Below are 17,815 nucleotides of genomic sequence, written 5' to 3'. Positions count from 1 at the left end.
CACGCGAGGATAGGGGTATCAGGGGCGCACGTCAAGCCCTATTGGCTTCTAGTTGCCTTCCAAGAAGCTTTTCAGCTTGTCGGAGCGCGATGGGTGGCGCAGCTTGCGCAGCGCCTTGGCTTCGATCTGGCGGATGCGCTCGCGCGTCACGTCAAATTGCTTGCCTACTTCTTCCAGCGTGTGGTCGGTGGACATCTCGATGCCGAAACGCATGCGCAGCACTTTGGCTTCGCGTGGTGTCAGGGAATCGAGCACGTCCTTGACCACGCCCCGCATGGACGCGTGCAGCGCTGCGTCGGCAGGTGCCAGGGTGTTGTTGTCCTCGATGAAGTCACCCAAGTGGGAATCGTCGTCGTCGCCGATCGGCGTTTCCATCGAGATCGGTTCCTTGGCGATTTTCATGATCTTGCGGATCTTGTCCTCTGGCATTTCCATCTTGATCGCCAGGGTGGCCGGATCGGGTTCCGCGCCCGTTTCCTGCAGGATCTGGCGCGAGATCCGGTTCATCTTGTTGATCGTCTCGATCATGTGCACGGGAATGCGGATCGTGCGCGCCTGGTCGGCGATCGAACGCGTGATGGCCTGGCGGATCCACCAGGTCGCATAGGTCGAGAACTTATAGCCGCGGCGGTACTCGAACTTGTCGACGGCCTTCATCAAGCCGATATTGCCTTCCTGGATCAGATCGAGGAATTGCAGGCCGCGGTTCGTGTATTTCTTGGCGATCGAAATGACCAGGCGCAAGTTGGCCTCCGTCATTTCGCGCTTGGCCTTGCGCGCCTTCATTTCACCGGCCGCCATCTGGCGGTTGATGTTGCGCAAGTCCGGCAGCGGCAATACAACCCGCGCCTGCAGGTCGATCAGGCGCTGCTGCAGTTCCTTGACGGTCGGAATGTTGCGGCCCAGTATGGCGCTGTACGCGTGTCCTGCGTTGACTTCGCCATCGACCCAGTCGAGGTTGGTTTCATTGCCGGGGAAGACCTTGATGAAGTGGGCGCGCGGCATGCCGCAGCGGTTCACGGCCACGTCAAGGATCTGCTTCTCGATATGGCGCACTTCGTCGACCTGGCCGCGCAGGGTATCGCACAGCTTTTCCACCACCTTGGCCGTGAAGCGGATGCCCAGCAACTCTTGCGAAATGGCATCCTGCGCCTTGGCGTAGGGCTTGGAGTTGTAGCCTTCTTTCTCGAAAGCGCGGCGCATCTTGTCGAACTGCTGCGAAATGACGGCGAATTTTTCCAGCGCCGTGCGTTTCAGCGTTTCCAGCTGCTCGGCAGAGAAGCCGGCCGCGCCGGAAGCGTTCGCCTCTTCCTCTTCTTCGACTTCCTCTTCTTCCGCTTCGCCTTCTTCCTCGTCTTCTTCGACGGGAGCGGCCACGACAGGCGCGGCGGCGACCGGTTCGCTTTCATCGACGAGGCCGTCGACGATTTCGTCGATCTTGATCTCTTCGTTGGCGATGCGGTCGGCGGCGGCGATGATCTCGGCGATCGTCACGGGACAGGCGGAAATGGCCTGGATCATGTCTTTCAAGCCATCTTCGATGCGCTTGGCAATCTCGATCTCGCCTTCGCGCGTCAGCAGCTCGACCGAGCCCATTTCGCGCATGTACATGCGCACGGGGTCGGTGGTGCGGCCAAAGTCGGAATCGACGGTCGATAATGCGGCCTCGGCCGCCGCTTCCGCCTCGTCATCGCTGGTGACGACGGCAACGTTATCGGACAGCAACAACGTTTCCGCATCAGGCGCGTGTTCGTAGACGGCGATGCCCATGTCATTGAAGGTACCGATGATGCCTTCGATGGCTTCCGGATCGACGATGTTTTCAGGCAAGTGATCGTTGATTTCCGCGTAGGTCAGGAAACCGCGTTCCTTGCCGAATTTGATCAGTGTCTTGAGTTTCTGGCGCCGGCGCTCGAGTTCTTCCTCGCTCGCTTCCGTATCGGACGAGAAGGCGTCTTTCAGCAGCGCGCGCTCCTTCGCCTTGCGGTCCTTGGCCTTGGCCTTGTCGACGGCCTTCAGTTCGGCCCGCTCGACGGCGTTCAGGGCGGCGACTTCATCATTTTCTGGCTGGAATTCTTTTGGCTTGCGGCCGCGGCGGCCTGGTACTTTTACCGACGGCAAGACATACCCGGACGTATCGATGGCCGCCAGGGTGGCAGCGTCGGTGGTCTGGCTGACCACGGGCGCGCTGGTCACGCGCGCTTCTGGCCGGTCGAGCGCCTTTTCGGCTTTCGTGGTAACTTTAGTGGGCTTTACAGCCGCTTTGGATTCGGGTTTCTTGATTGGCACAGGCGCTTTCGATTACACAACGACTTGCTTTACGGTGGATTAGGATAAAGTTTGCTGCCAGTTCCCTGTCTACCTGCGGGAACCACCATCTTCGAACCTGCCGACAACGCAAATCCGACACTGTTACGTTACTTACACCTCATCGGCCACGATCCGCGGGAAGCGCAGCAATTCCTGTCCACCGGCTGTTGCCAGCCGTCTCGGCAAAAATTCCTGCATCGACCGCGTTGGGAGCGAGAGCCTGGCGCGGCTTGCCAGCGTCTGCGAGCCTTGCCCGCAACGCCGAAAACGCCAGTTGGCCCTGGCTGCCGACACGATCCACCGCGCCGATCAAGAGCCTAACTTACTGAAAACAAATACTATTTACGAAACAGAACTAGCTTGCCAAAGCACACAATACTTAGCATTTAATTATAGCACGCGAAAAATGTTTTTCCAGTGCGCGCCATACCCTCAGAGCAAGATTAGCGATTCACCAACTCGGCATCGCGCTCACGCTCCAACTCGCCTTGCTCCTGCGTGATTTCGCGGTAGCGTACACCAATTTTCTCCGATGGCAAACCCGACGCAAACAATTGCTGCAATTCCGCCTTCAAGGCATTCAATTTGATCTCGCGGATGGTGCTCACCAGCCACGACAATTCGCTGTCGTAATCGGATTCCGTGCCGGCCGCGATCTCGCCGATGATCTCGTCGTATTCGCTGCCCAGCTCCTTCAATTGCTGCGCCAGCGCGGCAAAACTGCCGTGCTCGCCCAGCGCCTGGCCCACGGCCACCAGCTGCCCCAGGCTGTGGGCTGCATCCGGCCCCAGGTGCTGGAAAGCGGTCAGCGCCGCCTCGTCGATGCGCAGGCTCAGGGGCGGATGCGCCACCAGCATGCGCATGATCTTCAATTCCAGGCCCACGGGCACAGGGCGGCCCGATTTCGGCGGCGCGCGGCGCGCCACGGCAACGGGTTTCGCCAGCTCGAACAGGGCTTCGATCTCGGCCGGCGTGGATTGCGTCAGCTGCGCCAGGCCGCGCACGATTTGCAGGCGCAAGGACGACGGCGCCATCAGTTGCAGCAGGGGCTTGGCGTCGAACTGCACGCGGGCACGCCCTTCCGGCTCCGACAAATCATGCTCGCCCGACACTTCTTTCAGCAAGAATTGCGACAGCGGCATGGCTTCATGCACTTGCTGCTCAAAACCCTCGGTGCCGAATTCGCGGATATAGCTGTCCGGATCGTGTTCCGACGGCAAGAACAGAAATTTGATCGTTTTATTGTCCGACACGTGGGCCAGGCTCGCTTCCAGCGCGCGGCGCGCGGCGCGGCGGCCAGCCTTGTCGCCGTCAAAGCTGAAAATCACGTTATCGGTCTGGCGCAGCAGTTTTTGCACGTGGGTGGGCGTGCACGCCGTGCCCAGGGTCGCCACCGCCTGCGGGAAACCCATCTGCGCCAGCGCCACCACGTCCATGTAACCCTCTGTCACCAGCACATAGCCGGCATCGCGGATGGCCTGACGCGCCTCGAACAGCCCATATAGTTCGAAACCCTTGGAAAACAAGGGGGTTTCCGGCGAGTTCAGGTATTTCGGTTCGCCATGGTCGAGCACGCGGCCACCAAAGGCGATGACCTGGCCCTTGGTATTGCGGATAGGAAACATGATGCGCTCGCGGAAACGATCATAGCGCTTGCGGTTATTGCCCTCTTCATCGACCTTGTCGATCACGAGACCGGCCTCGGCCAGGGCCGTCACGTCGTAATCGGGGAAGACGGAACGTAAATTGTCCCAGCCGCCGGGCGCAAAACCCATGCCGAAGCGAGCGGCCACTTCGCCCGTCAAGCCCCGGTTCTTCAGGTAGGCGATGGCTTCCGGCGCGTGGCGCAACTGCCCGCGGTAGTAATCGCAAGCCTGCGTCATGGCGTCGGACAGGGCCATGCTTTGCGCCTGGATCTGCGCGCGCTGGGCCGGCGGGATCTTGTCATCGGCTTCCGGCACGACCATGCCCACGTTCTGCGCCAGGTCCTTGACGGCGTCGACAAAGCCCATGCCCGAGTATTCGATCAGGAAACCGATCGAGGTGCCATGCGCGCCACAACCGAAGCAGTGGTAGAACTGCTTGGTGGGGCTGACGGTAAAGCTGGGCGATTTTTCACTGTGGAACGGGCACAAGCCCATGAAATTGGCGCCACCTTTTTTCAGTTGCACATAGCGGCCCACGACATCGACGATATCGACGCGGTTGAGCAAATCGGAAATGAAGGATTGAGGTATCACTGGCTAGGGCGGGTCTTGTTATAGGTCAGACTATACTACCGCACGTGGCCTGAGGTTGAGCCAGGTCAACGTGTGGGCGATTTGAGCGGCTGCCAGCATGGGCCGGCAGCCGATGACTACGATGACTGCTTACGCGGCCGGCGTCAGGGCTTTCTTGACCAGGGCGGACACCACCGTCATGTCGGCGCGACCGGCCAGCTTCGGCTTGACGATGGCCATGACCTTGCCCATGTCTTGCGGACCGGCGGCGCCCGAGGCGGCCACGGCGGCAGCCACTTCAGCCACCACTTCTTCATCCGACAGTCCGGCAGGCATGTAGCCGGCCAGGTGCACCAGCTCGGCTTTTTCGATGTCAGCCAGGTCGGCACGGCCACCGGCTTCGAACTGGGTGATCGAATCCTTGCGCTGCTTGATCATTTTTTCCACGATGGCCGTCACGTGGGCATCCGTCAATTCGATGCGCTCGTCGACTTCCTTGCGCTTGATTTCCGCCAGCAACAGGCGAATCGTGCCCAGCTTGCCCGCTTCCTTGGCGCGCATGGCGTTTTTCATGTCTTCGGTAATTTGTTCTTTCAAGCTCATGGCAATCCTCGTGTTGGTAAGTAGGGTCGATACTCATGTGCACTCCAAGCAGGCAGCCACAAAAGCGAAAACCCGCTGCGGCGAACCGGAGCGGGTATGCGACTCATCTGAAGTATCACTCCAGGCGAATCAAAACAAAACCCGTGGCGAACAATGCGCCGAACTACCCGGGTTGGTTCTGACTGAACAGTCTTAGAATAATTTTTTCGGCAGTTGTTGGCTGCGGATGCGTTTGTAATGACGCTTTACAGCAGCTGCCAGCTTGCGCTTGCGCTCAGCTGTTGGCTTTTCGTAGAATTCGCGTGCGCGCAATTCGGTCAGCAGACCCGTTTTTTCGATGGTGCGTTTGAAGCGACGCATTGCGACTTCGAACGGCTCGTTTTCTTTAAGGCGAATAGTGGTCATGTAAAATTCAAACCGTTGAGGTGGTGTATAGGAAGAGATAGATAGTAGCAGCTTTTATTCGGAAAGGGAAGCCCCTCCCCCACTTGCGTGCGGCATGCAGCCTGAGATTGCCGCCCGGTTGTGGCGTAAACCACGCATGCGGACGGCAACATCGCTTAAACGGCCATCTTGCGACGGCGCGCCATGAAACCCAGCAAACCCAGGCCAGCCAGCAGCATGGCATACGTGCCCGGTTCCGGCACGGCACTGACATTCATGCTGACACCGTCCAGGAAGGCCGATGTATCGTGGGCATTGCCCGGATTGGTGCCGGCAAAGCTCAGGGTATGGCTGCCTGCGCCGATATTGAGTGCGTTCACATTGAAGCTGGTCCAGCCCGTGCTGCTCACGCCATACTGGCCCAGCTGCGTGCCATCCAGGCTAACCGTCACGGACTGGCCCTGGTCGTAACCAGGGCGCAGCGCCAGATTGAAGGCGAAGGTGTAATTGGCCGCACCCGTGCTGACGAAGCTTTGCGAGACCGATGCCGTATTTTGCAGGAAGGCAAAGGCATTTCCCTCTTGCGCCACACCATTCCAGGCCGTGTTGCTGGCCGACACGCCGGCTCTGCCCGTGAAGCTCCAGCCCGGCGCCACGTCACCATAGACATAGCCGCCACCGACGGTATTGTTTTCAAAACCGCCATTGCTCAGCACGGGCGTGCTGGCAAAGGCGCTGGTGCTGAGCAAGGCAACTGCAGCGGCGGCGATCAGGCGTTTCATGGTGACTCCAGGGTAATGTTTATTTAATTGCCATCAGACACAAAAAATGTCTGGAAGTCAATTTACATGCCAAGTATTCAACATCGTTTCATTGAAGTCAAGAAAATTATCACCTGCGGTCACAAACTGCGGCCACGCAACAACCAAGTATTACTGCAGGGCAATTCCTGCCGCCACGCCCGATGCCCAGGCCCACTGGAAGTTGTAGCCGCCCAGCCAGCCCGTCACGTCGACCGCTTCGCCGATGAAATACAGGCCCGGCACCTTGTTGGCCATCATGGTCTGCTGCGACAGTTCGCGCGTATCGATGCCACCGCGTGTCACTTCGGCCTTGCGGTAGCCTTCGGAACCGTTCGGCACGATGGACCAGGCATTGATGGCCTGTCCCAGCTTGCGCAGCTGGGCGTCGGGCATGTCGGCGATGCGCGCATCGGGCGCCAGGCCGTTGACGGCCAGCAAGCAGTCAGCCAGGCGCTGCGGCAGCCATTGCGCCACGATATTGCCCAACTGCTTCTTCAGGGTGCCCTTGCCTTCGATGAGGGTCTGCGCCACGTCCACTTCCGGCAACAGGTTGATGACGATGGGCTCGCCCGGCAGCCAGTAGCTGGAAATTTGCAAAATCGCCGGACCGGACAGGCCGCGATGGGTAAATAACAAATCTTCGCGGAAACGCGCACCCGTTGCTTTGCGGCCTTTCAGGCTACCAGTTTCCACATCCACTTCCAGCGCGATGCCGGACAGTTCCGCGAACGGCGCCCAGCTGTCCGCATCGAATGTCAGCGGCACCAGGGCCGGACGCGGCTCGACCATCATCAGATCGAATTGCTTGGCGATGCGGTAGGCAAAATCCGTGGCGCCGATCTTCGGGATCGACAGCCCGCCCGTGGCGATGACGATGCTGGCCGTCTCGATGTCGCCGCCATCGGTCTGCAGCACGAAGCCACCATCAGCTTGCTGGATAACATTGTCGATCTTGCACGGCATGCGCCAGTGCACGCCGCCAGAGGCGCACTCGTCCTTGAGCATGTCGATGATCTGCTCGGCCGATTCATTGCAGAATTGCTGGCCCTTGTGCTTCTCGTGGTAGCCGATCCGGTATTTTTTCACCAGCGCGAGGAAATCCTGCGGCGTGTAGCGCGACAGCGCGCTCTTGCAGAAATGCGGATTCTCCGAGAGAAAATTTTGCGGGGTGGCGTTAATATTGGTGAAATTACACCGCCCACCACCCGAGATGCGGATCTTTTCGGCCAGCTTGGCCGCGTGATCGATCAACACCACGCGCTTGCCTTGCTGGGCGGCAACAGCCGCACACATCATGCCGGCCGCGCCCGCGCCGATCACTGCCACATCAAATTGTTTTGCCATAAGAATTCCGCTCACCGCTGATTACAAAGACGCCATTGTAAACTGCGGCGACGCGGCTAGCGTGGCCGTGCAGCAATCTGCCGCGATGCCATCAGGCATTGCTCCACTTGCCCGGCGATCGACGGCGGCACGGGCACCTCGCCGCGCAGCACGGCAGCGATCCAGGCGGCCGTGGTGGCCGCATCGCGCTCGGCGGGCAAATGTGGCAACTGTTCCACCAGCAATTGCTTTTCCACCAGCACCGTGCGCTCTGCGCCATGAAACCAGTCGATCTGCTGCGCCTTATTGGCGTTGGCCACCGTCTCGCCTTCCGTACCGCGCATCAGGAAAGCATCGCCGCGCGCAGGATCAGAAGCCGTCAGGAAATATTCACCGAGCATTTCCAGGTATTCCGGATGCGTGTACGACACCAGGCGCAGGGCCGGCCCGGTGAACGGCTGCATGATCTTCACCAGGGTATGCGTGGAATTGCGCACGCCCAGCACGCGCCGCAGCGACAGCATGTGTGCCAGGCGCGGCGCCAGCGCTTCGATGGACAAAAAGGCGACTTCCCCGCGCATCATGGCGGCCTCGGCCTGCGCATGGTCCGCCGAGGCCGGCACGCCCAGCGCGGCCAGTACTTCGGCCGTGGTAATGCGGCCCGGGTCGCTCGTCACGCCATGCACGAGCACGGGGGCGCCCGCACGCGCCAGCAGCAGCGCCAGCAAGGCCGTCAGATTGGCCATCTTGCGCGCGCCGTTGTAGCTGGGAATGATGATCGGGGCGAATTCACCGGCCGGCGCGGCCAGCGGGGCGAACGAGGCTTCGGCAGCGTCGAGGAAACCGGCGATCTCGTCCACCGACTCACCCTTGATGCGCATGGACAGCAAAATACCGCCCAGCTCCAGGTCCGACACGCGGCCCTCAAGCATGGCGCGGTACAGGGCGCGGGCATCCATGCGCGTCATGCTGCGCGCGCCGTTCTTGCCGCGTCCTATTTCTTTGATGAAACGTGCAGCGGGGAATGGCTCACCGGCCACATCGGTATGGGGGATGGAAACAGTCGTCATGGCGCCAGCTTACACGGATTGGCGCAGATGCAACAGCCGGGCAAGCGGAAGCGGGGTGTGGCGGGCGCGGAAGCGGCCAGCCTGCCACAATAACAACTCATCCGCTGCCATTTGGCGGCCAGCCACGCCGCCAGGCCGCATTTCCGCTACACTATTGCCTCTTAAAGAACGCAATAGCGAAAGCCGAGCCAGAATCATGAATACGCCAGACATCGAAAATATCAACGTCACTTCCTTCGCGCCCATGCCGACACCGGCCGAATTGCACGCCAAACTGCCGCTGTCGGAGAGTGCCTTCGACACCGTCAGCCGCGGCCGCGAAGCGCTGCGCAACATCATCGACCGCAAGGACCAGCGCCTGTTCGTCGTCGTCGGTCCGTGCTCGATCCACGACCCCGTCGCCGGCCTCGATTACGCACGCCGCCTGAAAGCGCTGCAAGAGGAAGTCAAGGACACGATGCTGCTGGTGATGCGCGTATATTTCGAAAAACCGCGTACCACCACGGGCTGGAAAGGCTATATCAACGACCCGTACATGGACGATTCGTTCAAGGTCAACGAAGGCATGGAAAAGGCGCGCCAGTTCCTGCTCGACGTGTGCGAACTGGGCATGCCGACCGCCACCGAAGCGCTGGACCCGATCTCGCCGCAGTACCTGGGCGACCTGATCGCCTGGACGGCCATCGGCGCGCGCACCACCGAATCGCAGACGCACCGCGAAATGTCGTCCGGCCTGTCGACGCCAGTCGGCTTCAAGAACGGCACCGATGGCGACATCAGCATTGCGGTGAACGCGATCCTGTCGTCGGCGCACCCGCACTCCTTCCTGGGCATCAACGCCGAAGGCAATGTGGCCATCGTGCGCACGCGCGGCAACGCGTACGGCCACGTGGTGCTGCGCGGCGGCGACGGCCGCCCGAACTACGATTCGGTCTCGATCGCCATCGCCGAACAGGCGCTGGCCAAAGCCAAGCTGCCGGCCAACCTGGTGGTCGACTGCTCGCACGCGAACAGCTATAAAAAGCCCGAACTGCAGCCGCTGGTGATGGCCGACGTGGTCAACCAGATCCGCCAGGGCAACCACTCGCTGGTGGGCGTGATGATCGAATCGAACATCGTTGGCGGCAACCAGAAGATCCCGCAAGACCTGTCGCAACTGACCTACGGCTGCTCCGTCACCGACGGCTGCATCGACTGGGACACGACGGCGACCATGCTGCGCGATGCGCATGCGCATTTGCTCAATCGCCCGGCGTAAAATATTACGGCCAACAATGTTGTCGGATTACGGCCCTGTGGGCCTAATCCGACCTACCCGGACAGCCATAGGTCGGCTTAGCGCGCAGCGCGCAAGCCGACACCACCACCAGGCATATCACGCCATCTGCACATGCGGCAGCACGGCGAACGATCCCGCCAGCGCCTGTTCGGCCTTGCTGGCCGGGATATTGAGTTCATTGACGTCCAGGTAGATGCGCCCGTCCATGATGCGCACGGCGTACAGGCGCGCCATGCCCTGCACGGGCGCCACCAGGCGGCCCGAATCGAGCTCGATGATCCAGCTGTTCTTCGGCCCCATCAGATTTTTCTCCATCAGCACCCCATGCGCCAGCGGGCCGCCCAGGCACGGCACCGTGTCGAGCAGCGCGTACACCGTGTCGTCCGCTGCGCGAAACAGCGCCACGCCCGGCAAATCCTGCCACGCCAGTCCCCGCTGCACCATGCGCGCGCCCGCCTGCGGCATGTCCTTCAGACGGCAAATCATTTTCCATTGTTCCGGCATTGCTAGCTCCTTGAAAAAGGCACACGCTTGCCTAAGCAAGAGCGGTGCCAGTGCCAAGACAGGCAAAGAAAGGGGGGATCGGGAGCAAAACAGCAGTGCGGCGCACTGCGCAAGTGCACACTGCCGCCGAAATGGTGCGCCGGCCACACGCTGGACTGCCCGGCTTTCCTTTACAATGGCGGCTTCCTCTCCCTCTATTTAGCACCTTCATGATTGTTCTTGGCGTCGAATCCTCCTGTGACGAAACCGGTCTGGCCTTGTACGACACGCAGCGCGGCCTGCTGTCGCACGCCCTCTATTCGCAAGTCGCCATGCACGAGCAATATGGCGGCGTGGTGCCCGAACTGGCGTCGCGCGACCATATCCGCCGCGCCATCCCGCTGCTGGAAGAGACGCTGACGAAGGCCGGCATCACCCTGCCCGAGATCGACGCCATCGCCTACACGCAGGGTCCTGGCCTGGCCGGCGCGCTGCTGGTTGGTTCCTCCGTCGCCTGCAGCCTGGGCCTGGCCATCAACAAGCCGGTGCTGGGCATCCACCACCTGGAAGGCCATCTGCTGTCGCCATTGCTGGCGTCCGAGCCGCCGGAGTTCCCCTTCATCGCGCTGCTGGTGTCGGGCGGCCACACGCAGCTGATGCGCGTCGATGGCGTGGGCCAGTACACCATGCTGGGCGAAACGCTCGATGATGCGGCCGGCGAGGCGTTCGACAAGTCGGCCAAGCTGCTGGGCCTCGGTTATCCGGGCGGCCCCGCCATTTCGCGCCTGGCTGAATTCGGCGACCCACTGGCGTACAAGCTGCCGCGCCCGATGCTGCACTCGAAGGATTTCAATTTCAGCTTTTCCGGCCTGAAGACGGCCGTGCTGACGGTGGTGAAGAACCATGAAGAAAAAGTCATCGCCAATATCTGCGAACAGGACAAGGCGAATATCGCGCGCGGCTTCGTCGACGCCATCGTCGACGTGCTGACGGCCAAATGCGTGGCTGCCCTCAAGCACACGGGCTTGAAACGCCTGGTGATCGCCGGCGGCGTGGGCGCCAACGCGCAGCTGCGCGCATCGCTCAACGCGGCGGCCGCCAAGAAGCGTTTCAAGGTGTATTACCCGGAGCTGGAATTCTGTACCGATAACGGCGCCATGATCGCCTTTGCCGGCGCCATGCGCCTGCAGATCAACCCGCAGGCCGCCAAGTACGATTACTCGTTCAACGTGCGCCCGCGCTGGCCGCTGGACGAAATCCGGGAAATTTAATCTAGACCCCCTAAAGCGAAGGGCTGGGGTCAGACCTTCAGGATCGGGATGTACCCCATTGGGGTACATCCCCCCTGAGGGTCTGACCCCGGTCGTTGCTATGGGGTTTTACTCCGCCAGCAAAAAATTCCGTCTCAATACCACGCTACCCTCCGCCACCGTTTCATCCTTCAATGCCACGCCCGACAGCTGTCTGGTAAATGCCTGCGACAGCAGGTAGTGCAGCCGGTACGCGGCCGGCGCATACGCCAAGCCCTCGGGACGCACGTTCGAGATGCAGTTGCGGCGCTCGTCCAGCAGCCCCACTCTTGGCGCCCACGTCAGGTACAGGCCCAGGCTGTCCGGGGAACTCAGGCCAGGCCGCTCGCCGATCAGCACCAGCACAGCCTTCGCCTGCAGCAATTGCCCCACCTCGTCGCCGATGGCCACCCGCCCCTGCGCCACGATGTGTAGCGGCGACAGCGTCCACGCTTCTGCCGCCAGTCGTGCGTGCAGGGCAGCGAGGAATGGCGCCGCGTGGCGTTGTATCGCCAGCGCCGACAGGCCATCGGCCGCCACCAGCGCCAGGTCGACTCGCGTAGCACCGGCCGCCAGCCGCGCGCGTGAAACGTCGTCAAGCCGGCGTCCCAGGTCGGGGCGCTGCAGATACTCGGTGCGCGTGGCGGCAGCGCTGTGCAGCTGCACGCAGTCTTGCCCTTGCGCTGCCAGGGCGCGTGCCAGGGCTTCGCCATCGAGCGCCAGGTGCACGGCGTCGCGCGCCTGTGCGTGGGCCAGCTGGAACGCCAGCTGCGCGCTGGTCGGCACGCTCACGCCGTGGCGCCCGAGCGCGATGCGCGCCGCCGTATGCCGGCGCAGGGCTTGCCAGTAACTGTCGCCAAAGGTGTGCTTGTCAGCCATGTCATCCTCCCCGCGCATGCGTATCCTTGCTACACTGCGCCGCTAAGCATGTTATCACCGTCCCTATCCATTCGAGGAGTGCCATGATTGTTGCAGCCGATGCTGCGCTGTGGGACCAGCAATACGACTTGCCCCTGCTTGAGCGTCTCGGTCCCGCCCAGGATGAAATCATCGCCCATGTGGCGCAAGTCAATGCGTCCATCGGCGTGGCCGCGAAGCCTGCCTCGACAGAAGTGCACGCCGACTTTCACGCCGACGTGCGCGCGGCGATGGCCGGCATGCCAGCTTGCGTGCTGGCCCTGCTCGACGGCGTGCTGCTGGGCGTGCGTTTTGCGCGGCAACTGGGTTCCTCGGCCATCAGCGATATCGTCGCCAGCGCCGAAGGGGTGATCCTGGGTGTGGTGGTGGCGCTCGATGTGGATGCGTTCGAGGCGCGCACGGCGAATGCCTGGGCGAGCTGGAAAGAAAATACGCCGTTCACGCCAGTGCACGGCTACCGCCTGGAAGCGCAGATCGCCGCGCCGCAGGACGATCACCGCCAAGGCGCGCTGCAATACCTGCTGCTGCATGAATTCGGCCATGTGCTGGCAGCGGGCAGGGGCTTGCTGCCAGAATGGTGGAACGATGCGCAGGCCATGCGCGAGACGGACGACTACCTTTACCTGCCCCTGGCCTGGCGCATCACGCCAGAGAAGCAGGTCGTGCCCCTGTCCGGAAACGACTTCCCGCTACGTGGCGATATCGCGTACTACCAGGCGCCTCGCCTGGCCGCCAGCCAGATGCCGGACGCCTACGCGCAGCTGCGCAGCGCGAACTTCGCCACCCTGTATGCGGCCACCAGCATGCATGAAGACTTTGCCGAATCATTCGCCAGCTACGTGCACGCCATCATGCTGGGCAAACCGCAGTGCATCCGCATTCACCGCGATGGCAAACTGCTGCTGCAGTTCGACAACTACTGGGAAGCCGGGCGCAGCGCGGCCAAGCGCCGGCTGCTGGAGCAGCTGCTCGGCAGCTGATCAGTTACCGGCCGCCGCCCGCGCCAGCATGGCGCGAAAAGCAGTGAATACCTTGTGCATGGCCGGGCGCTTGTACGGATACATCTCTTCGGCATCCATGGCATGCACGATCATGGCGTTGTCGGCCTCAAAGACCAGCAACTCGCCGTCGCGGGTTTCGGCACAGTCGATACCCAGGTAGGGCATGCCCATGCGCGCATCGATGGCGCGCAGTGCGGCAGCGTGGCGCAGCGCGAACGCATGTTCGAAGTTCAGCATGCACTGCGCTTCCTCGGCGCGCTTGGCCGCGCTTTCATCCATGCCCGCGTTCAGGTAGTGAATCATCCAGTGCGACGAGACGGCGAAGTGGCAGATATATGGCAAGCCGTCGATCAGCACGATGCGGTACTTGCGGAACTGCCCATCCTCGCTGCGATAGTCGACAAAGCGGGAAATATAAAAACGTTCGGCGTCGACGCTTTGCAGATACGCGAGCAAGTCACTCGCCTGCGTCATCTTTTCAAGGTCATGGCCGGCATGCGAACCGAGAGGACGCACAATCAGGGGAAAGGCGTCGCCGGGAAGCACCGCGTCGAGCGGCATTTGTCCGGATGCAAGCGCTGCCAGCTGTTCGCGGCTGATACGCGCCGTGCGCGGCATGGCCACGCCGGCCAGCCCCTGCAATTTGTCGCACAGGCCATCACGCGAAGTATGCGCGATATGCTGCGGCAGGTTGACGACGGGGCGCGGCCAGTCCCGCACGAACTGCGCCAGGCGCGCCAGCAAGGGCTGGTTCGCATCCGATTCAGCCACACCGACCAGCAGCACGTCATGCTGCGGCACTTCGTCCGGCCAGGTCCCCTCTGCCGTGACATACAGCAGTTCGAGCGTCACGTCAGACTGCTCGACGAGAAATTCAATCGGCGTATTTGACATCAGGTCTCCCGGCCCCGTCAGCATCAGCACCTTGATGCCCGGCCCGGATGCCGGCGCTTGCGCGGGCAGTGCATACAACTGCTGCAGTTCGATCGCCTGCGCCTGTACGGCCAGCGCCATCTCACGCTGGCCTTTCAGCTGCAGCACGATGGAAAAATCCATATAGGCATGCGCGTCCTCGGGATGCGCCTGCGCGCGCGCCAGCAGCGCTTCCCCCAGCGGCGCCAGGTCGTGCCGCAGAAAGGCGTGGCGCATCAACGGCGCCAGCCCGATCAGCGGCGCATACGGCGTGGCCGCGTGTTGCATCAAATCGTACATGGACATTCCCTTCAAGACAGGCGCGCCGCGCCGAAGCGCAGCACGCCCGCAAGCAGCGCGTCGATATCCTCGGCACGCGTGCGGTGATTGACGATGGCGGCGCGTATGGCCAGCTTGCCGCCGATGGTGGTGGTCGATGGCGCAGCGATGCCCGACTCGTGCAGGTCGGCGACGATCTCGCCATTGAAGGCGTCGTCATCGCCGTTGACCACGCCGCGATGGCGGAAGCACACGATATTTAACGTCACGGGCGCCAGCAGTTCCAGTTCCGGCGTGGCTTGCACGCGTTCTGCCAGGTAGCGCGCCAGCGCGCAGGTGTGGGCGATCGCCGCGCCCATGCGCTCGGCGCCATGCACCTTGAAGGTGAACCAGGTTTTCAGGGCACGGAAACCGCGCGACAGATCGGGGCCGAAGTCGCAGGGCCATGGCGAACCGCCGGCCAGTCCACGCGCCTCGCGCCGCAGGTACGCGGCCGGCGCGGCAAAGGCGGCCATGTGCCGCGCGCCATCGCGCACCAGGAAAAAGCCCGCGTCATACGGCACCTGTCCCCACTTGTGAAAATCGAAGGCCAGCGAATCGGCCAGTTCGATCCCGGCCAGCAGGGGTGCTATCTGGGGCGAGAGCATGCCCAGAGCGCCATACGCGCCATCCACGTGGAACCATAGCTGTTCGCGCGCGGCCAGCGCGGCCAGCGCCGATAAATCGTCGATGGCGCCCGTGTCGACGGTGCCGGCCGTGCCGGCGATGAAGAAGGGACGCAAGCCCGCCGCGCGGTCCGTGGCGATGGCATGGGCCAAGGCAGCGACGTCGATCTGCTGGCGCGCATTGACGGCGACGCGGCGCAAGGCGGCCGTGCCCAGGCCCGACAGGTCCATGGCCTGCGCGATGCAGCCATGCGCGGCGGCCGAGGTGTAGGCCACCAGAGGCGCGCCTTGCAAGCCTTGCTGGCGCGCGGCCACGCCCAGCGTCTGCGTGCGCGCCACCAGCACGCCCATCAGATTGGCCATCGAGGTGCCCGTCACGAAAATGCCGCTGGCCGTCTCTGGAAAGCCGAACAGTTCGGCCATCCAGCGCGAAATCTGACGCTCCACCTCGACCGGCATCTGATTGCGTCCACCCACATTCGCATTCAGGCCCGCCGCCAGCATCTCGGCCAGCATGCCCACTGGCGTGCCGCCGCCATGCACCCAGCCCATGAAGCCGGGATGCACGTTGCCAACGGCATACGGCAGCACGTCCTGCAGGAAGCTGGCGTGGGCGTCGGCCAGTGCGCCCGGCGCGCGTGGCAGCGGCTGCGCGAAGCGGGCACGCGCGCTGTCGGGCGCCGGCTGCCACACGGGCCGCTGGCGGATCTGCTGCTGATAGTCGAGCATATCGTCGAGCATCTGGTGGCTTTGCGCGCGAAAGGCGTCCCAGTCCTGTGGATCGAGGGAATCGGGGTCGGGTGGCAGCATGTTAGCGTCGGATGGGGAGATGCAACGATTATCGCACCAGCGCAGCGGCGCAGGGCGTCAATTTACACTGGCGACCCCAGGCGATGCAGGGCCGCCTGGAAGGCCGGCGCCAGCGCCGTGTGCAAAAGGCCCTGTGCATCGGTGATCTGCATGCGCGCCAGCCAGGCCGCGAATTCGGGTGCCGGACGCAGGCCCAGCACGCGCCGCGCATACAGGGCGTCGTGGAACGAGGTGCTCTGGTAGCCCAGCATGATGTCGTCCGCGCCCGGCACGCCCATGATGAAATTGCAGCCGGCCACGCCCAGCATGGTCAGCAAGGCGTCCATGTCGTCCTGGTCCGCCTCCGCATGGTTGGTGTAGCACACGTCGCAGCCCATGGGCAGTCCCAACAACTTGGCGCAGAAATGGTCTTCCAGCCCCGCGCGCATGATCTGCTTGCCGTCATACAGATACTCGGGGCCGATGAAACCCACCACCGAATTGACCAGCAGCGGCTGATACACGCGCGCCACCGCATACGCGCGCGCTTCGCACGTTTGCTGGTCCATGCCGTGATGCGCGCCGGCCGACAGGGCGCTGCCCTGCCCCGTCTCGAAATACATGACATTGTTCCCTACCGTGCCGCGGCCCAGCGACAGGGCCGCAGCCTGTCCCTCGGCCAGCAGCGACAAGTCGATGCCGAAGCTGCGGTTGGCCGCCTGCGTGCCGGCCACCGACTGGAACACCAGGTCGACGGGCGCGCCGCGACGTATCGCTTCGATGGTGTTGGTAATGTGCGTGAGCACGCAGGACTGGGTGGGGATTTGGTACTGGTCGATGACGGCATCGAGCAGGTGCAGCAGCGAGACCACCTGCGCCACATTGTCGGTGGCGGGATTGATGCCGATCACGGCGTCGCCGCTGCCCAGCAGCAGACCGTCAAGGATCGACGCCGCGATGCCCGTGGCGTCATCCGTCGGGTGGTTCGGCTGCAATCGCGTAGATAAACGGTTTTCGAGGCCCAGGGTATTGCGAAAGGCCGTGACGACTTTACATTTTCTGGCCACCAGCACCAGGTCCTGCAGGCGCATGATTTTCGAGACGGCGGCCGCCATCTCGGGCGTGATGCCGGCGGCGACGCGCGCCAGCGTTGGCGTATCCGTTGCGTCATCGAGCAGCCAGTCGCGGAAATCGCCCACGCACAGGTGGGAAATCGGCGCAAACGCGGCGCGCTCGTGGGAGTCAAAAATCAGGCGCGTGACTTCATCGTCTTCGTACGGCACCAGCGCCTCATTGAGGAAGGTCAATAGCGGCACTTCCGCCAGCGCCAGCTGCGCCGCCACCCGCTCGCGCGCGCTCGATGCCGCCACACCAGCCAGCACGTCGCCCGAACGGGGCGGCGTGGCCTTGGCCAGCAGCTCCTTCAGGCTGGCGAACTGGTAAACATGGCTGTCTATCGTATGGCTGAAGCAGGACATGGTTCGGTTC

General features: G+C 62.6%; 15 protein-coding genes. 3 read left to right on the top strand and 12 right to left on the bottom strand.

Features of this window, described 5'->3' with window-relative positions; genetic code table 11:
• Positions 1–48: 48 nt before the first annotated feature.
• From rpoD to ybiB, 7 genes are all read right to left on the bottom strand, one after another.
• On the bottom strand, positions 49–2,289 hold the full coding sequence (gene rpoD / locus CLU93_RS16175; protein ID WP_099762281.1) for an RNA polymerase sigma factor RpoD: 2,241 nt from the start codon (positions 2,287–2,289) through the stop codon (positions 49–51).
• 464 nt (positions 2,290–2,753) lie between these two features.
• A complete protein-coding gene (gene dnaG / locus CLU93_RS16170) occupies positions 2,754–4,550 on the bottom strand; it encodes a DNA primase (RefSeq protein WP_096237713.1) in 1,797 nt (598 codons plus the stop codon).
• A gap of 129 nt (positions 4,551–4,679) precedes the next feature.
• Positions 4,680–5,132: a GatB/YqeY domain-containing protein gene (locus CLU93_RS16165; protein WP_099762280.1), complete on the bottom strand. Its 453-nt coding sequence runs from the start codon at positions 5,130–5,132 to the stop codon at positions 4,680–4,682.
• Positions 5,133–5,324: 192 nt separating this feature from the next.
• The gene (rpsU, locus tag CLU93_RS16160) at positions 5,325–5,537 is read right to left on the bottom strand and encodes a 30S ribosomal protein S21 (protein ID WP_008451879.1); all 213 of its coding nucleotides are present in this window, start codon (positions 5,535–5,537) and stop codon (positions 5,325–5,327) included.
• A 155-nt stretch (positions 5,538–5,692) separates the two neighbouring features.
• Positions 5,693–6,298 carry an FxDxF family PEP-CTERM protein gene (locus tag CLU93_RS16155; protein WP_099762279.1) on the bottom strand — a complete coding sequence of 202 codons (606 nt, stop codon included), beginning with the start codon at positions 6,296–6,298 and terminating at the stop codon, positions 5,693–5,695.
• Positions 6,299–6,448: 150 nt separating this feature from the next.
• The gene (locus tag CLU93_RS16150) at positions 6,449–7,663 is read right to left on the bottom strand and encodes an NAD(P)/FAD-dependent oxidoreductase (RefSeq protein ID WP_099762278.1); all 1,215 of its coding nucleotides are present in this window, start codon (positions 7,661–7,663) and stop codon (positions 6,449–6,451) included.
• 56 nt (positions 7,664–7,719) lie between these two features.
• Positions 7,720–8,712, bottom strand: a complete 993-nt coding sequence (ybiB, locus tag CLU93_RS16145; protein ID WP_099762277.1) for a DNA-binding protein YbiB — start codon at positions 8,710–8,712, stop codon at positions 7,720–7,722.
• A 196-nt stretch (positions 8,713–8,908) separates the two neighbouring features.
• On the opposite strand from ybiB, the gene CLU93_RS16140 reads away from it, so the two are divergent.
• Positions 8,909–9,970 carry a 3-deoxy-7-phosphoheptulonate synthase gene (locus tag CLU93_RS16140; RefSeq protein WP_071075628.1) on the top strand — a complete coding sequence of 354 codons (1,062 nt, stop codon included), beginning with the start codon at positions 8,909–8,911 and terminating at the stop codon, positions 9,968–9,970.
• Positions 9,971–10,087: 117 nt separating this feature from the next.
• On the opposite strand, the gene CLU93_RS16135 is transcribed toward CLU93_RS16140, so the two are convergent.
• Positions 10,088–10,495, bottom strand: a complete 408-nt coding sequence (locus tag CLU93_RS16135; protein ID WP_099762276.1) for a nitrite reductase (NAD(P)H) small subunit — start codon at positions 10,493–10,495, stop codon at positions 10,088–10,090.
• A gap of 209 nt (positions 10,496–10,704) precedes the next feature.
• Here CLU93_RS16135 and tsaD point away from each other — a divergent pair, with 209 nt between their 5' ends.
• Positions 10,705–11,745 carry a tRNA (adenosine(37)-N6)-threonylcarbamoyltransferase complex transferase subunit TsaD gene (gene tsaD / locus CLU93_RS16130; protein WP_099762275.1) on the top strand — a complete coding sequence of 347 codons (1,041 nt, stop codon included), beginning with the start codon at positions 10,705–10,707 and terminating at the stop codon, positions 11,743–11,745.
• 108 nt (positions 11,746–11,853) lie between these two features.
• Here the strand turns inward: tsaD and eutC are convergent, their stop codons facing one another.
• Positions 11,854–12,642 carry an ethanolamine ammonia-lyase subunit EutC gene (gene eutC, locus CLU93_RS16125; protein ID WP_099764419.1) on the bottom strand — a complete coding sequence of 263 codons (789 nt, stop codon included), beginning with the start codon at positions 12,640–12,642 and terminating at the stop codon, positions 11,854–11,856.
• Between the two features lie 83 nt (positions 12,643–12,725).
• On the opposite strand from eutC, the gene CLU93_RS16120 reads away from it, so the two are divergent.
• Positions 12,726–13,661 carry a hypothetical protein gene (locus CLU93_RS16120; RefSeq protein ID WP_099762274.1) on the top strand — a complete coding sequence of 312 codons (936 nt, stop codon included), beginning with the start codon at positions 12,726–12,728 and terminating at the stop codon, positions 13,659–13,661.
• Here the strand turns inward: CLU93_RS16120 and CLU93_RS16115 are convergent, their stop codons facing one another.
• The 3 genes from CLU93_RS16115 to CLU93_RS16105 all read right to left on the bottom strand — a co-directional run bounded on the left by CLU93_RS16115 (position 13,662) and on the right by CLU93_RS16105 (position 17,805).
• Entirely contained in the window at positions 13,662–14,894 is a 1,233-nt protein-coding gene (locus CLU93_RS16115) for an ATP-grasp domain-containing protein (RefSeq protein WP_257224986.1), read from the bottom strand.
• An 11-nt stretch (positions 14,895–14,905) separates the two neighbouring features.
• Complete coding sequence (locus CLU93_RS16110; protein WP_099762273.1) at positions 14,906–16,348, bottom strand: pyridoxal phosphate-dependent decarboxylase family protein; 1,443 nt, start codon at positions 16,346–16,348, stop codon at positions 14,906–14,908.
• A 62-nt stretch (positions 16,349–16,410) separates the two neighbouring features.
• Positions 16,411–17,805: an ethanolamine ammonia-lyase subunit EutB gene (locus CLU93_RS16105; RefSeq protein WP_099762272.1), complete on the bottom strand. Its 1,395-nt coding sequence runs from the start codon at positions 17,803–17,805 to the stop codon at positions 16,411–16,413.
• Between the last annotated feature and the right edge of the window lie 10 nt (positions 17,806–17,815).

It is taken from the genome of Janthinobacterium sp. 35 (genome assembly GCF_002754575.1).
In the GTDB taxonomy this organism is placed as follows: Bacteria; Pseudomonadota; Gammaproteobacteria; order Burkholderiales; family Burkholderiaceae_D; genus Janthinobacterium; species Janthinobacterium tructae.
The sequence above is the reverse complement of the archived record's forward strand: the minus strand, read 5'-3'. Positions and strand labels throughout refer to the sequence as shown.

Bases quoted from the DNA above. Each gene is read 5' to 3' on its own strand.
- rpsU (WP_008451879.1), bottom strand. From the start codon at position 5,537: ATGACCACTATTCGCCTTAAAGAAAACGAGCCGTTCGAAGTCGCAATG.
- CLU93_RS16110 (WP_099762273.1), bottom strand. From the start codon at position 16,348: ATGCTGCCACCCGACCCCGATTCCCTCGATCCACAGGACTGGGACGCC.
- CLU93_RS16150 (WP_099762278.1), bottom strand. From the start codon at position 7,663: ATGGCAAAACAATTTGATGTGGCAGTGATCGGCGCGGGCGCGGCCGGC.
- CLU93_RS16135 (WP_099762276.1), bottom strand. From the start codon at position 10,495: ATGCCGGAACAATGGAAAATGATTTGCCGTCTGAAGGACATGCCGCAG.
- CLU93_RS16165 (WP_099762280.1), bottom strand. From the start codon at position 5,132: ATGAGCTTGAAAGAACAAATTACCGAAGACATGAAAAACGCCATGCGC.
- eutC (WP_099764419.1), bottom strand. From the start codon at position 12,642: ATGGCTGACAAGCACACCTTTGGCGACAGTTACTGGCAAGCCCTGCGC.
- tsaD (WP_099762275.1), top strand. From the start codon at position 10,705: ATGATTGTTCTTGGCGTCGAATCCTCCTGTGACGAAACCGGTCTGGCC.
- CLU93_RS16140 (WP_071075628.1), top strand. From the start codon at position 8,909: ATGAATACGCCAGACATCGAAAATATCAACGTCACTTCCTTCGCGCCC.
- CLU93_RS16105 (WP_099762272.1), bottom strand. From the start codon at position 17,805: ATGTCCTGCTTCAGCCATACGATAGACAGCCATGTTTACCAGTTCGCC.
- CLU93_RS16115 (WP_257224986.1), bottom strand. From the start codon at position 14,894: ATGTACGATTTGATGCAACACGCGGCCACGCCGTATGCGCCGCTGATC.
- CLU93_RS16120 (WP_099762274.1), top strand. From the start codon at position 12,726: ATGATTGTTGCAGCCGATGCTGCGCTGTGGGACCAGCAATACGACTTG.
- CLU93_RS16155 (WP_099762279.1), bottom strand. From the start codon at position 6,298: ATGAAACGCCTGATCGCCGCCGCTGCAGTTGCCTTGCTCAGCACCAGC.
- ybiB (WP_099762277.1), bottom strand. From the start codon at position 8,712: ATGACGACTGTTTCCATCCCCCATACCGATGTGGCCGGTGAGCCATTC.